The 12,911-nt window shown below is 70.2% G+C and carries 13 protein-coding genes and 1 tRNA gene; 8 read left to right on the top strand and 6 right to left on the bottom strand.

Annotated features, from left to right (window positions below):
• Window positions 1-79 precede the first annotated feature (79 nt).
• Together AB1K56_RS01190 and AB1K56_RS01185 are read right to left on the bottom strand one after the other, a co-directional pair.
• Window positions 80-1,108 carry a methionine synthase gene (locus AB1K56_RS01190; protein WP_371204178.1) on the bottom strand — a complete coding sequence of 343 codons (1,029 nt, stop codon included), beginning with the start codon at window positions 1,106-1,108 and terminating at the stop codon, window positions 80-82.
• 20 nt (window positions 1,109-1,128) lie between these two features.
• A complete protein-coding gene (locus AB1K56_RS01185; RefSeq protein ID WP_371204177.1) occupies window positions 1,129-2,112 on the bottom strand; it encodes a putative oxygenase MesX in 984 nt (327 codons plus the stop codon).
• A gap of 119 nt (window positions 2,113-2,231) precedes the next feature.
• On the opposite strand from AB1K56_RS01185, the gene AB1K56_RS01180 reads away from it, so the two are divergent.
• From AB1K56_RS01180 to AB1K56_RS01170, 3 genes are all read left to right on the top strand, one after another.
• On the top strand, window positions 2,232-3,179 hold the full coding sequence (locus AB1K56_RS01180) for a LysR family transcriptional regulator (RefSeq protein WP_136586663.1): 948 nt from the start codon (window positions 2,232-2,234) through the stop codon (window positions 3,177-3,179).
• Between the two features lie 62 nt (window positions 3,180-3,241).
• A complete protein-coding gene (locus AB1K56_RS01175) occupies window positions 3,242-3,856 on the top strand; it encodes a hypothetical protein (RefSeq protein WP_371204176.1) in 615 nt (204 codons plus the stop codon).
• A gap of 38 nt (window positions 3,857-3,894) precedes the next feature.
• Complete coding sequence (locus AB1K56_RS01170; protein ID WP_371204175.1) at window positions 3,895-5,088, top strand: low temperature requirement protein A; 1,194 nt, start codon at window positions 3,895-3,897, stop codon at window positions 5,086-5,088.
• A gap of 20 nt (window positions 5,089-5,108) precedes the next feature.
• Here the strand turns inward: AB1K56_RS01170 and AB1K56_RS01165 are convergent.
• The 3 genes from AB1K56_RS01165 to AB1K56_RS01155 all read right to left on the bottom strand — a co-directional run bounded on the left by AB1K56_RS01165 (window position 5,109) and on the right by AB1K56_RS01155 (window position 7,269).
• Window positions 5,109-5,184: transfer RNA gene (locus AB1K56_RS01165), tRNA-Lys, on the bottom strand.
• Between the two features lie 40 nt (window positions 5,185-5,224).
• Entirely contained in the window at window positions 5,225-6,223 is a 999-nt protein-coding gene (locus AB1K56_RS01160; protein ID WP_371204174.1) for a FecCD family ABC transporter permease, read from the bottom strand.
• Window positions 6,220-7,269: a FecCD family ABC transporter permease gene (locus AB1K56_RS01155; protein ID WP_371204173.1), complete on the bottom strand. Its 1,050-nt coding sequence runs from the start codon at window positions 7,267-7,269 to the stop codon at window positions 6,220-6,222. The genes AB1K56_RS01160 and AB1K56_RS01155 overlap by 4 nt, the downstream gene beginning before the upstream one ends.
• 23 nt (window positions 7,270-7,292) lie before the next feature.
• On the opposite strand from AB1K56_RS01155, the gene AB1K56_RS01150 reads away from it, so the two are divergent.
• Window positions 7,293-8,357, top strand: coding sequence for an iron-siderophore ABC transporter substrate-binding protein (locus AB1K56_RS01150; protein ID WP_371204172.1), 1,065 nt, complete (start codon window positions 7,293-7,295; stop codon window positions 8,355-8,357).
• Between the two features lie 117 nt (window positions 8,358-8,474).
• On the opposite strand, the gene AB1K56_RS01145 is transcribed toward AB1K56_RS01150, so the two are convergent.
• A complete protein-coding gene (locus AB1K56_RS01145; protein WP_371204171.1) occupies window positions 8,475-9,143 on the bottom strand; it encodes a fasciclin domain-containing protein in 669 nt (222 codons plus the stop codon).
• Between the two features lie 321 nt (window positions 9,144-9,464).
• Between AB1K56_RS01145 and sigK the strand changes: the two genes are divergently transcribed.
• The 4 genes from sigK to AB1K56_RS01125 all read left to right on the top strand — a co-directional run bounded on the left by sigK (window position 9,465) and on the right by AB1K56_RS01125 (window position 12,793).
• Window positions 9,465-10,055: an ECF RNA polymerase sigma factor SigK gene (gene sigK / locus AB1K56_RS01140; protein WP_371204170.1), complete on the top strand. Its 591-nt coding sequence runs from the start codon at window positions 9,465-9,467 to the stop codon at window positions 10,053-10,055.
• Complete coding sequence (locus AB1K56_RS01135; protein ID WP_371204169.1) at window positions 10,052-10,870, top strand: anti-sigma factor domain-containing protein; 819 nt, start codon at window positions 10,052-10,054, stop codon at window positions 10,868-10,870. The genes sigK and AB1K56_RS01135 overlap by 4 nt, the downstream gene beginning before the upstream one ends.
• Window positions 10,871-10,934: 64 nt before the next feature.
• Window positions 10,935-11,573, top strand: coding sequence for a DNA-directed RNA polymerase subunit beta (locus AB1K56_RS01130; RefSeq protein WP_371204168.1), 639 nt, complete (start codon window positions 10,935-10,937; stop codon window positions 11,571-11,573).
• A gap of 335 nt (window positions 11,574-11,908) precedes the next feature.
• Complete coding sequence (locus tag AB1K56_RS01125; RefSeq protein ID WP_371204167.1) at window positions 11,909-12,793, top strand: aminodeoxychorismate lyase; 885 nt, start codon at window positions 11,909-11,911, stop codon at window positions 12,791-12,793.
• Window positions 12,794-12,911 lie beyond the last annotated feature (118 nt).

Genomic DNA, 12,911 nt, shown 5'->3' with positions numbered 1-12,911 from the left:
ACCGCCGTCGCGTGGCGTCGCCTTGTCCGGGCGCAGCGTGGACGCGGGCCGGGACGCCGTCCCGACCCGCGTCGGGAGCTCAGCCCGCGAGCTCGGCGCGCAGCAGGGCCGCGCCCGCGGTGAGCGCGCTGACCTTGTCGTACGCGACGTGACGCGGGAGGGGCGCCATGCCGCAGTTCGAGCTCGGGACGAGCTTGTCGGCATCCACGAACTCCAGGGCACGGCGCAGCGTGTCTGCCACCTCTTCGGGCGTCTCGATGCGCTCGCTGGCGACGTCGAGGGCGCCGAGCATGACCTTCTTGCCCCGGATCAGCTCGACCAGCTCGATCGGAACGTTCGAGTGGTGGCTCTCGAGCGAGATGGTGTCGATGCTCGAGCGTTGCAGCAGGGGGAAGGACTCCTCGTACTGGCGCCACTCCGAGCCGAGCGTCGCCTTCCAGTCGGTGTTGGCTTTGATGCCGTAGCCGTAGCAGATGTGCACGACGGTCTCGGCGCGAAGTCCCTCGGCGGCGCGCTCGAGGGCGGCGACGCCCCAGTCCTTGAGCTCGTCGAAGAAGACGTTGAACGCCGGCTCGTCGAACTGGATGATGTCCACTCCCGCCGCTTCGAGTTCGCGCGCCTCCTGGTTGAGGATGGTCGCGAACTCCCACGCGAGCTTCTCGCGGCTGCCGTAGTGGCGGTCGGCGAGGGTGTCGATCATCGTCATCGGGCCGGGGAGGGCCCACTTGATCGGTCGGTCGGTCTGTGCGCGCAGGAACGCGGCATCCTCGACGAAGACGGGACCTCGGCGACTCACGGCGCCGACCACGGTCGGCACGCTCGCGTCGTAGCGGTTGCGGATGCGCACCGTCTCGCGGTTCTCGAAGTCGACCCCGTCGAGGTTCTCGATGAAGGTGGTCACGAAGTGCTGACGGGTCTGCTCGCCGTCGCTGATGATGTCGAGGCCGCGACGCTCCTGCTCCTGCACCGCGGCGCGCAGCGCGTCGTGCTTGCCCTCGACGAGCACGTCGCCCTCGAGTTCCCAGGGCGACCACAGCACCTCGGGCTTCGCGAGCCACGCGGGCTTGGGGAGGCTGCCGACGGTCGAGGTGGGCAGGAGGGTCGTCACGGCGGCGGTTCCTTCGCGGGTCATCGGACGGGTGCGGCGTAGTCGGCGGCCCACGCGTCGAGGATGTGACGGTGCGGCGTCACGAAGTGCTCCTCGGCGTAGCGGCCCTGGGTGACCGCGAGTCGGCTGCGCTCCTCGCGGTCGTAGTCGATGCCGGTCCGCACGAACTCGGGCTCGTCGAGCGTCGGCCGGTAGACCTCGCCCGCGGGGCTGACGGCGTTGTAGATCTCGGGACGGTAGATCTTCTGGAACGTCTCCATCGTGGCGATCGTGCCCGCGAGCTGCAGGTCGGAGTACTCCGCGGTGAGGTCGTCGCGGAAGTAGAACGCGAGCGGGGCGACGCTGCCGCGCGGCATGAAGTAGCGCACCTGCAGGCCCATGCGGCCGAAGTAGTCGTCGGTGAGCGAGAAGGAGTCCTGCGCGTACTCGACGCCGAGCACGGGGTGGACCACGCCCGTGCGCCGGTAGGTGCGGCTGGTCGACACGCTGATGCAGATCACGGGCGCCTGCGCGAAGCGCTCGCGGTACGCGTCGGAGTCGAGGAAGTGCTGGAAGATCTTGCCGTGCAGGATGCCGAAGTCCTCGGGCACCGTGAAACCCTCGCCGCCTGCGTTGGCCGCGGGCAGCACGACGCTGAAGTCGTAGTCGCGCAGGTACGACGAGAAGTTGTTGCCGACGATGCCGCGGTGGCGCTCGCCGGTGCGCGTGTCGACGATGCTCACGTCCAGCACCTCGATGACGGGGAACTCCTCGTCATCCGCTCCGTCCCCGAAGCGCAGGTGCACCGAGACGATGTCGAGCTCGACGCGGTACCGGTCGGCGTCTCCCGGGACGAGCTCGTTCAGCCGGTGGTTCATCATCGACAGGGCGTTGCGGAGGTTCTGCTGGCGGCCCGCGCCGCGCGCCAGGTTGGCGAAGTTGGTCGTGACGCGCGAGGACTCTGCGGGGGCGTAGTCCTCGTCGAAACGGGTGGTGGTGATGCTGAACGTGATGTCGTTCGCCATGACGGGCCAATCGGGTGCGGGGGCCGGGTGGGCCCGCTGATGGGAGTGGTCCCATCGTGCGCCGCGAGCTCGGTCATCGGGTAATTCCCGCTCACTATGCGGTGCTATAGCTTGGAGCTATGGCGAAGCGGTCGAGCGGCATCACCCTGCAGCAGCTGCAGTACTTCATCGAGGTCGCCGCCGAGGGCTCCATCTCGGCCGCCGCCGACCTGCTCTACGTCGCGCAGCCCACGATGTCGGCCGCCATGAAAGACCTCGAGACGCGCGTCGGTCGCGATCTGCTCACCCGCTCGGCCCGCGGCGTCACGCTCACGGTCGACGGCGTCGAGTTCCTCGGCTACGCGCGCCAGGTGGTGGAGCAGGCCGAGCTCCTCGAGCAGCGCTACCTCGGCAGGCCCCCCTCGCGCCGCCTGCTCGGCGTCTCCGCCCAGCACTACTCGTTCGTCGTCGACGCGTTCGTGCGCATGGTGAAGGCGACGGATGCCGCGGAGTACGAGTTCTCCCTCCGGGAGACGCGCACCTTCGACATCATCGAAGACGTCCGGACCCTCCGCAGTGAGCTCGGCATCCTGTTCCGCAACGACTTCAACCGCAACGTGCTCGACAAGCTGCTGCGCGATTCGGGTCTGGCTTTCCACCCCCTGTTCGTCGCGGAGCCGCACATCTTCGTCTCGCGGCGGAACCCCCTGGCATCCCGTCGACGCGCCACCCTCGACGACCTCGTCGATCTTCCCCGCCTGACCTTCGACCAGGGCGCGAACAATTCGTTCTACTTCGCCGAGGAGATCCTTTCGACGCTGTCGAGCCGGCAGGAGATCCGGGTGTCGGACCGCGCGACGATCTTCAACCTCATGATCGGCCTCGGCGGGTACACGATCTCGACCGGGATCATCAGCGACGACCTCGACCCCGAGATCGTCGCGGTTCCGCTCGAGGTCGACGAGCAGATCGAGATCGGGTGGATCGGCCGCACCGCCATCCCCCTCACCGAGCAGGCGCAGCGCTACCTCGACGAGGTGCGCGCGGTGGTCGCGGGGTTCGGGGTGATGCTGCTCGACGCGGGGTGACGGATGCCGCCCCGCTCGCTGCATGCCGCTGGCGTGATGCGGGGTGCGAGACACTGACCCGCATGCACGGGGGAGCGCATCGCATCATCGGATCCGTCGCCATCGGCCTGGCGGCACTGCTGGCGGCGGGGTGCGGGGTGATGCACTCGCCGGAGTCGAACCTGGAGGACTCGCTCGCCCGGATGGTGGAGGGGGCGCAAGACTCGCTGTGGCCCTATCGGGCGGACATCGTCTCCGACCCGGAGGCTGCGGTGGCTCGGGTCGGCTCCGTCTCCGACGTCCGTCCCGCGTACGTCGACCCCGCCTTCGTGCCGGCCGGGGGAACCTACAAGCTCCTCGGCGTCACGACATCCGCGGAGGGCACGTCGCTCATCCTCGCGACGTCGGGAGGTTCCGAGACGGGCGGGGGACTGTTCTATGACTACCGCAGCGCGGCGGTCTGCTTCGAGCTGCGTTTCCCGGCCGGTGAGCGGAGGATCGACACCCTGGCCTCCGATTGCACCGACGGGCAGGGGCACGGCCTCGCCGACGTCGCCGAGGTCATCGACTACACGCGCCACGGGGAGCCGCGGTCGATCGACGGCCTCGACGTCCGCCGCACCGTGACCGCCGAGGACTACCCGACGATGCCGTGCCAGTGCTCCAGCGGCGGGACGTGCGACTGCCCGGGCGGGTAGATCCCTCTGCGTCCGACGGGTCAGTGCCAGGATGGGGCATGGCATTCGGGATGGCCCACGACGTACGACGCCCGACGGACTCCTCTCGCGCGGATCGGGTGACGTACGTCGAGCTGTTCTTCGATCTGATGTTCGTTCTCGCGCTGACGCAGTTGTCCGCCTATCTCTTCGAGAACCAGACTCCGCTCGGTGCTTTCGAGGGCATCATCATGGTGTGCGCCCTGTGGTGGGCGTGGGTGTCGACCACGTGGGTGACCAATTGGCTCGACCCGGTGACGCTTCCCGTGCGCGGAGCGGTGGTCGCGCTGGGTTTCGTCGCGCTGGTGATGAGCGTCTCGATCGCGGAGGCCTTCGGCGATCGTGCGTGGGCGTTCGCGATCTCGTACGTCGTCCTCCAGGTCGGGCGCACGGGGTTCATCGTGTGGGCGACGCTCCGTCACGATCGGCGGGTCGCGCACGATTTCGGCCTGATCCTCGGGTGGACCGTCGCCGGCGGCGCCCTCTGGGTCGTCGGCGCCGTGTTGCCGCACGCGTGGCAGCTGCCGTTGTGGACGGCGGCCCTGGCTCTCGAACTGCTCGGCACGATCCTCGGGTACCCGATACCGGGTCGGGGAAAGGTCTTGATCGAATCGTGGGACCTGTCCGGCCCCCACATCGCCGAACGCACCTCGCTGTTCGTCCTCATCGCCGTCGGTGAGGGATTGCTCGTCACCGGCCTCGCTTTCGTCGAGAAGGAGTCGTCGGTCTCATCGGTCGCGTCGCTGACGACGGCGTTCGTCGCGGCCGCGGCCGCGTGGTGGATCTACTTCGATCACGGTGAGCGCGTCGGCGCGGAGGCGATCGAGGCCTCGGACGAGCCGGGCCGACTCGCCCGCACGGTGTACACCTGGGTGCACCTTCCGATCATCGGCGGGATCGTGTTGATGAGCGTGGGCGACAAGGAGATGCTCTCGCATCCCGATCAGCGCAGTGCCGCCGCGACGATCGTCATCGTCGGCGCGCCCCTTCTCTTCCTCGTCGGGACCGCGCTCTTCCGGCGGACTCTCGAAGGACGGTGGTCGCGCGCTCAGCTCTTCGGCCTCGTCGGTCTGGCCGTGCTCGCGGGTCTGGCCGTCTTCGTCCCGCTCTTCGACGCGCTCGCGCTGTCGATCACGGCCGCCCTCCTCCTCGTCGGCGTCGCCGCGGGCGAGACGATCGAGCGGGTGCGTCGTGGTCGCAAGGCGGGGGGATGACCGCTCTCGCGTGTGCCGTGTGGTGGGCCCGGAGGGGCTCGAACCCTCGACCCGCGGATTAAAAGTCCGATGCTCTGCCAACTGAGCTACAGGCCCTGATGACACCAGCCTACCGGGACTGTCGCGCCCGGCGTGCTCACCGCCGCGAGCGCGCGACCACCCAGAACAGGTAGGCCCCGCCGACCACGCCGGTCAGCAGGCCCACCGGGATCTGCAGGGGAGCGAGCGCGCGCTGCGCGATGACGTCGGCGACGACGAGCACGGTCGCGCCGGTGAGGGCGGAGCCCACGAGGGGGATGCCGGCGCTGCCGAGCATCCGCCGCGCGAGCTGCGGGGCGGCCAGGGCGACGAACCCGATCGGACCGGCGACCGCCGTGGTCGTTCCGGTCAGGAGGGCGGCGACGACGATCAGGGCCAGACGCAGCCGCGGCGTGCGCACGCCCAGCGCGCGGGCGGTGTCGTCCCCGAGCTCGAGCGCGCGCAGATCCCGGTGCAGCAGCACGAGCACGAGACTCAGGATGCCGATCGACCCGGCGAGCAGAGCGACGTCGTCCATCGACGTCGCGGCGAGGCTCCCGTGCAGCCACTGATCGGCGTTGCGGGCGACGTCGATCGGGGCCCGCGTCAGCAGATAGTCGTTGACCGCGGCGAGAAGCATCGACAGGGCGATCCCCGCGAGGATCGTGCGCTCGCGCGACACCCCGACGCTGCGCGCGATGAGCATCACCACGACCACGGTGAGCAGGCCGCCCGTCCAGGCTCCGGCCGCCGGCGAGGCGGTGGGGGCGATCACGATCAGGCCGATCAGCGCGCCGGTCGCCGACCCGGCGGTGAACCCGACGATGTCGGGACTGGCGAGCGGATTGCGGGCGAGCGTCTGGAACACCGCGCCGGCGAGCGCGAGGGCGGCGCCGATCAGGAGAGCGGCCAGCACCCGGGGTACGCGCAGTCCGAGCACGACGACGCTCGTGCGGGCGTCGGCGTGACCGGTGAGGGCGGACACGACCTCGGGCAGCGACGTGTGGAACGAACCGGTCGTCAGGCCGACCACGGCGGCGGCGAGGGCGACGGCGAGGGTCACCGCCGTGACGAGGACGCCGCGGCGTCGTCGCGCCTGCACGGCGGGGCGGGTCACGTCGTCCTCCGCAGAACGAGCCACAGCAGCAGCGGGGCGCCCAGGAACGCGGCGACGATCCCCGCCTCGATCTCGCCCGGGGCGGCGATGACGCGACCGAGGATGTCGCTCGCGAGGGTGAGCGCGGCCCCGACGAGGGCGGCGAGGGGGAGGGAGCGGCGGACGTCGGGGCCCACAAGGCGGCGCACGAGGTGGGCGACGAGCAGCCCGATGAAGGCCAGGGGGCCGGCGGCCGAGGTCGCGGTGGCGCACAGGAGGGTGATCGCCGCTCCCGCGCCGACGATGACGACCGTGGGCGACACCCCGAGCGAGCGAGCGACGTCGGTGCCGAGCGCGAGCTGGTCGACGCCGCGCGAGACGACGACCGCCAGGACCGCCCCGACCAGGGCGAACGGAAGGAGCTGCAGGGCCACGTCGGGGTCGCGCCGCTCGAAGGATCCGACCGCCCAGAATCGGAACGACTCGAAAGTGTCGTCGTCGGCGAGGGTGACGATGCGCACCACCGCCGATAGGCACGCGGTCAGGGCGACACCGGCCAGCACGAGTCCGACGGTGTCGGCGCGGCGACCGGAGCGGGCCGCGGCGTTGACGAGGACGGCGGCTCCCGCGGCCCCCGCGAACGCGAACCAGACGTATCCGCCGGCCGTGCCCATGCCGAAGAAGGCGATCGCCGTGACCACCCCCAGGGCGGCTCCCGCGTTCACCCCCAACAGGCCGGGGTCGGCGAGCGGATTGCGCGTCACCGCGCGCATGAGCACGCCGGCGATGCCCAGACACGCGCCCGTCAGGAGGGCAGTGAGGGTGCGGGGCGCTCTCAGTTCGTGGACGATCACGCCGACGGCATCCCGACGGTCCGAGAAGAGGGCGGCGACGACGTCCGCGGGTGCGAGGGGTCGCGAGCCGACGGCCAGCCCGGCGACGGCCAGGGCGGCGACGATCACCGTCATCGCGATGATCCACGCGATGAGCCGCGTCCGTTCGGCGCGACGACGGGTGCCGTGGGGAGGGACCGGCGTCGCGGAGGCGACGGTGGTCGGAACAGGCACAAAGGTAAGGATAACCTCACTAGGTGATCGTCTTTCGTTCCCCGTCCCGTCATGCCCGTTTCCGTCCTCGCCGTCGTGGTGCCGCCTCCCTCGGCATCGGAGCGGTCGCCATCGCCGTCCTCGGCTTGACCGGGTGCGCCGGTCCCGCCCCGACGTCCGGGGTGGATGCCGAGGCCGGAGCCACGGGTCAGTGGGTCGTGGCGCGCGATCTCGAGCCGGGCATGGGCTCGAGCGCGAACGACGGCGTGTTTCCGCGTCAGGTCACGCACTTCGCCGGGGTCACGGAGATCCCTTCGGCGCCGTCGCGCATCGCGGTCGTCTCGACCGGCCAGCTCGACGCGCTTCTCACCCTGGGCGTCGTGCCGACCGCCGCGACCCGCGCCGAGAACAGCGGACTCGTGCCGGCCTACCTGCGCGAGGCCTTCCCCCAGGATGCCGCCTCCCTCGATGCCATGACCGACATCGGCGTGCGCACCGAGCCCGACCTCGAAGCCATCGCCCAGGCCCGCCCCGACCTCATCCTCATCAACTCCACGCGGGGTGCGGAGCTCTTCGACGCGCTCTCGGCGATCGCGCCGACGGTCGTCACGAAGGGCAACGGGGTGAACTGGAAGAGCGACTTCCTGCTCATCGCCGATGCCCTCGGCGATGAGGGCGCGGCACGCGGCATCCTGGACTCCCTCCAGGCGGACAGCGCCGCCTTCGCCTCGACGCACGCGGACGGGGAGCCGACGGTGTCGTTCCTGCAGTCGACCGGTGACCGCACCCGGATCATGGGCGTGCCGTCGTTCGCCGGCGGGGTGGCGCAGGACCTCGGGCTCGGGCGCCCGGCGTCGCAGCAGTTCGACGAGACGTCGCAGGACATCAGCGCCGAGCAGATCGATCTCGCCGACGCCGACCACGTCTTCTACGCGGGGATCGGCCAGGGTCTCGCGTTCATCGAGGACGCCCCGCTGTGGCAGACCCTCGGGGCGGTGGCCGACGGCAACGCCGTGGCCGTGGATTACGACCCGTGGTTCATGAACGCCGGCCCGACGGCGGCGCGACTCGTGCAGGACGAGATCGTCGAGGTCGTCGGTCGAGGCTGACTCCCGCAGGCATGACGAAAGCGAGCGCCGAACCCCCTCGCCTGGGGTCCGGCGCTCGCCGTCAGGTCCGATCGGTCGTCGATCGGTCGGAAGCGTGATCGCTCACGCTCCGAGGACTCACATCGGGGGCATCAGCACCGAGTCGATGAGGTACACGGTCGCGTTGGCGGTCTGGACGCCACCGCAGATGACGTTGGCGTCGTTCACCTTGATCGAGTCACCCGAGCCCGAGACGGTGACGTCCTGGCCCTCGACGGTGGTCTGGGTGCCGTCGATCTCGTCGGGCGTGAGCTGACCGGGGACCACGTGGTACGTGAGGATCTTGGTCAGGGTGTCGGTGTCGGTCTTCAGCGAGTCGATGGTCGCGGCATCGATCTTCGCGAACGCGTCGTCGACCGGGGCGAAGACGGTGAACTCGCTGCCGTTGAGCGTGTCGACCAGGTTCACGTTGGGGTTCAGCTGGCCGCTGACCGCCGCGGTGAGGGTCTTCAGGAGCGGGTTGTTCGAGGCGGCGACGGCGACCGGGTCGGCAGCCATGCCCTCGACCGAGCCGGCGCCCGAGGGAACGGCGGCGGCGTAGTCGGCGCAACCGGGGCCCACGAGGTTGGCGGCGGGGTCCATCATCGACGCCGACGCGGAGGGCGAGGCCTCCATCGAGGGGGCCATCGAGCTGCTGTCCTCGGCGGTTCCGCCCGAGGTGGTGCCGCCCGAGCACGCGGTGAGAGCGAAGGCCGAGCCCAGAACGAGGGCGAGACCGGCGACGACAGGCTTCTTGTTGGTGAGCATGACATTCCTCCGAAATCGTTCGGATCGCGTCTGCGACCCGTCAGGGACACCCCGGTGCGAGGGGCGGTTCGCCGTGGAGCGGCTTACACAGGGTCTTCGGGACCCCCCGGGGATCGGATTGCGGAATGTTGCGAAAGGGCCCCGGATTCCCGTCGTCGTTCGGGGAAAAGCCCAGGTCGGGAACACATAAATATTCTTCAGAATGTTTTTGAAACCGTCCCGGAAGGCGGGCTGCGGGCCGGTCGCCGCCCTCCTTAGCCCAACCGCGACGCGCGCGCACGTACGCGTGACTCCCGGGCGACGTAGGGAATGATGGATGCCATGGTGATCGACGGCTTCGACCTCCCCGACGACGGGGCGGGAGCCGCCGACCAGATCGGCGCCCTTCTCCTCCGGGTCGCCGACGGCGACCGCTCCGCCTTCGCCGCCGTGTACGACGCGCTGTCCGCTCGCGCGTTCGGACTCATCCTGCGGGTCCTCGTGGACCGCGCGCAGAGCGAAGAAGTCCTGCAGGAGGTTTTTCTCGAGGTCTGGCAATCCGCCGCGCGGTTCACTCCGAACAGAGGACAGGGAAGGTCGTGGGTACTCACGATCGCGCATCGACGAGCGGTGGACCGGGTCCGGTCCTCGCAGTCGAGCACGGATCGAGATGTGCGTGCGGGCTTCCGGGATATGGATGTCGCTTACGACGACGTCTCCGAAAGAGTAGAACTGAAAATGGAAGGGCGGCGCGTCGTCGATGCATTGGCGACGCTTCCCGACGCCCAGAAGGAAGCCCTCACGCTCGCCTATTTCGGTGGGTACAGCCAAAGTGAGATCGCTACCCTCGTCGGGGCGCCGCTCGGAACGATCAAAACCAGGATGCGCGACGGATTGTCGCGACTGAGGATGGAAATGGGGGTGGACAAGTGAACGAGAGGGATTTCGCCGACCTCGCCGTCGGACACGCGATGAATGCGTTGTCGGAGGCAGATGAACGCGCGTACCAGGAGGCTTTGGCAGGCAATCCGCACTGGGACCACCATGTCCGCGATGCCAGCGACATCGTCACCGCCATCAGCGCCTCGATCGAACCCGTCGAGCCCCCGCCGTCCGTGCGTGAGGCTCTCTTCGCGCGCATCTCCGACCTTCCGCAGGATTCCGCTCCGATGTCGGTGTCAGCCGGCGCGCAGGCGATGCTCGACGACGAGGACTTCGCCGCCGCGGGTGCCGCCCCTGTCGCCTCCGAACGCGAAGCGGTCGCGGTCGGTCCGTCGGCGGCATCCGGATGGGGACCGCGTCGATGGTTCACCCTCGCCGCCTCTTTCGCCGCCGTCCTCGTGCTCGGATTCGGCGCGGTGACGGTCAGCCAGATCTTCTCCCCGCCGCCCGCCGTGGTCGCCCTGCAGCAGATCGAGGACGCCCCCGACGCCCAGTCGGCGACCACCACGCTGCCCGACGGCACCGTCGCGACCGCGCACTGGTCGCCCTCGACGGGGCAGAGCGTCCTCGTGACCGACGGGATGCCGATGCCCGAGGCCGGCAAGACGTACGAGCTCTGGTTCGTGCGGGGCGAGACGCCGATCGCCGCGGGAACCTTCGAACCGGACGCCGACGGCAAGGCGACCGCCGTGCTGCAGGGCGAGATGCACAGCGGCGACGTGATCGCCGTGACGATCGAGCCCGCGGGCGGCTCGCCCGACGGGACGCCCAGCACGGCTCCGGTCGTCGCCGTCGCCACGGCCTGAGCATCCACGGGGGAGCGGGTCGCTCGCGGCCCACTCGCCCCGGGGCACGCTCTAGCCTGGAACGATGAGCGATTCACCCCGCGAATTCCACAAGCCGGTCCGCCGGCCCGCCGAGCTCTTCGATCGGCTGTTCTCGGCCGAAGATCCGGCGGAGGTCTCGCGCGTCGCCCACAGCACCGCCCAGGCTCTGCTCTCTCGGGTGCGTGCCGATCCGAGCGTCGACGTGGTCGAGCGCCTCGTCGCCTTCACCGACGATCACGGCATCGACGACATCGCGGAACTGTGGTCGCGTTCGCCCGCACGGTCGCTCCCCGGTTCGCTGTGGCGGCTCTACCTGCTGCAGCTGATGATCCACGACGATGCTCCGACCGCGGCGCTGCTCTACGAGCGCGGGAGGGTCGAGATGGCCACCGTCGACGCGGTGGTCGCGGGAGCCCCCGCTCCGGCCGGCCCGGAGGAGCTCGTCCAGCTCATCGACACCATCCTGCGCGGTCTGTTCGAGGGGGACTTCGCGGTGGCCCTCGATCGTGCCGCGGCCTTCTGTCGCGTGCAGGCGGCCGGCTCGACGCACCTCGCCGACGACTACGAGAACACCGAGTCGGAGCGTGCGACCGCCCTCACCACGCGCGCGCTGCGGCTCGCGACGTACGCGGACGACCTCTCGGCCTCGGCCGCGCTCTGGCGCCGCGACGCCCTCAGCTGAGCCTTTGCCCTCAGCTGAGCCTTTGCCCTCGGGGGGCCTCACGTGCCGCGTCGCTGGACCCGCAACAGAGTGGCCTCGACGCTCGACGGGGCCAGGAAAGTCGGGCCCGGAAGCGGGGGATGGCGGCGCGGGCGCTGCGCGGCCGTCCCGCAAAAGAAAAGTGCCGGACCGCAGAACGCCTCTCGGCGCAAGGCCGCTCATAGCGGCAGAAGATGGAGCCCGGGGTTACTGCGGCCCGGCTGTAGAAGTGTAACAAGGCGACCGCGAAGACATTCCCTCGCACGCCCCCGTTGACAAGGCCCGGGCGTGTCGGGCCCCCGGCGTAGGCTCGCTGCATGGCTTGGCGTTTCGCTCTCATGATCGACCCCGTGGCATCCGATGATCAGGGCGGCGATCACACCGGCACTCTCCGCGTCGTCGATCCCGACGCCGCCGCTCTGCCGCTCGGCGAACTGAGCGCGCAGCGCGGAGATGGGGTCTTCGAGTCGATCGGGGTGGTCGACGGGCACCCCCACGAGGTCGGACCCCACCTCGAGCGTCTCGCCCATTCGGCGGCCCTATGCGATCTCCCCGCACCGAACCTCGCCCAGTGGCGCGCGGCGGTCGACCGGGTCGCGACCGAAGCCGGGCCGGGGGAGAGCGTGATCAAGCTCATCCTGAGCCGTGGCGTCGAGGGGGGTCCGCACCCCACGGCGTGGGTCACCCTCGCGGACGCCCCCGACAACACGGCGGCGCGGCGAGACGGGGTGCGTGTGGTGACACTCGACCGCGGTTACCCCCTGGGCGTCCCGGCGCAGTCGCCCTGGCTGCTGCTCGGGGCGAAGACCCTGTCGTACGCCGTGAACATGGCCGCGATCCGCGAGGCCAAGCGCCGCGGGGCCGACGACGCCGTCTTCGTCACCACCGACGGTTTCGTACTCGAGGCTCCCACGGCATCCGTGCTCCTCCGGATCGACGGACGGTTCGTCACCCCGGCGCCGAGCGCGGGCATCCTGCACGGCACGACGCAGCTGAGCGTCTTCGCGCACCTCGAGGGGCGTGGTCTCCTGACCACGTACGAGACCGTCCCGGTGGCCGATCTCTCGCGCGCGGATGCCGCGTGGCTGCTGTCGAGCGTGCGTCTCGCGGCTCCGATCTCCGCCGTCGACGGTGTGCCCGTCGCGATCGACCGCGACCTCACCGACGATCTGAACGCGTTCCTCCTCGAGCGTCGCGACTGAGCGGGGTCCGCGGCGGGGACGGGCGTGTCGGGCCGCGCGCGCGTCGTGATCGAGCGTCTGTCGGAGCGAGCACGCCTCGCGATCGCCCGCGCGACGCGACCAGGTGCAGGCCCGACCG

The organism is Microbacterium sp. BWR-S6Y (assembly GCF_041379845.1).
Classification (GTDB): domain Bacteria; phylum Actinomycetota; class Actinomycetes; order Actinomycetales; family Microbacteriaceae; genus Microbacterium; species Microbacterium hydrothermale.
Note: the sequence above shows the minus strand (reverse complement) of the source record. Positions and strands in the feature narration are given on the sequence as shown.

What these genes read in the sequence shown, in the direction of transcription:
- sigK (WP_371204170.1), top strand. Translation starts at nt 9,465, where the DNA reads ATGGTGATCGACGGCTTCGACCTCCCCGACGACGGGGCGGGAGCCGCC.
- AB1K56_RS01175 (WP_371204176.1), top strand. Translation starts at nt 3,242, where the DNA reads ATGCACGGGGGAGCGCATCGCATCATCGGATCCGTCGCCATCGGCCTG.
- AB1K56_RS01185 (WP_371204177.1), bottom strand. Translation starts at nt 2,112, where the DNA reads ATGGCGAACGACATCACGTTCAGCATCACCACCACCCGTTTCGACGAG.
- AB1K56_RS01145 (WP_371204171.1), bottom strand. Translation starts at nt 9,143, where the DNA reads ATGCTCACCAACAAGAAGCCTGTCGTCGCCGGTCTCGCCCTCGTTCTG.
- AB1K56_RS01170 (WP_371204175.1), top strand. Translation starts at nt 3,895, where the DNA reads ATGGCATTCGGGATGGCCCACGACGTACGACGCCCGACGGACTCCTCT.
- AB1K56_RS01125 (WP_371204167.1), top strand. Translation starts at nt 11,909, where the DNA reads ATGGCTTGGCGTTTCGCTCTCATGATCGACCCCGTGGCATCCGATGAT.
- AB1K56_RS01180 (WP_136586663.1), top strand. Translation starts at nt 2,232, where the DNA reads ATGGCGAAGCGGTCGAGCGGCATCACCCTGCAGCAGCTGCAGTACTTC.
- AB1K56_RS01130 (WP_371204168.1), top strand. Translation starts at nt 10,935, where the DNA reads ATGAGCGATTCACCCCGCGAATTCCACAAGCCGGTCCGCCGGCCCGCC.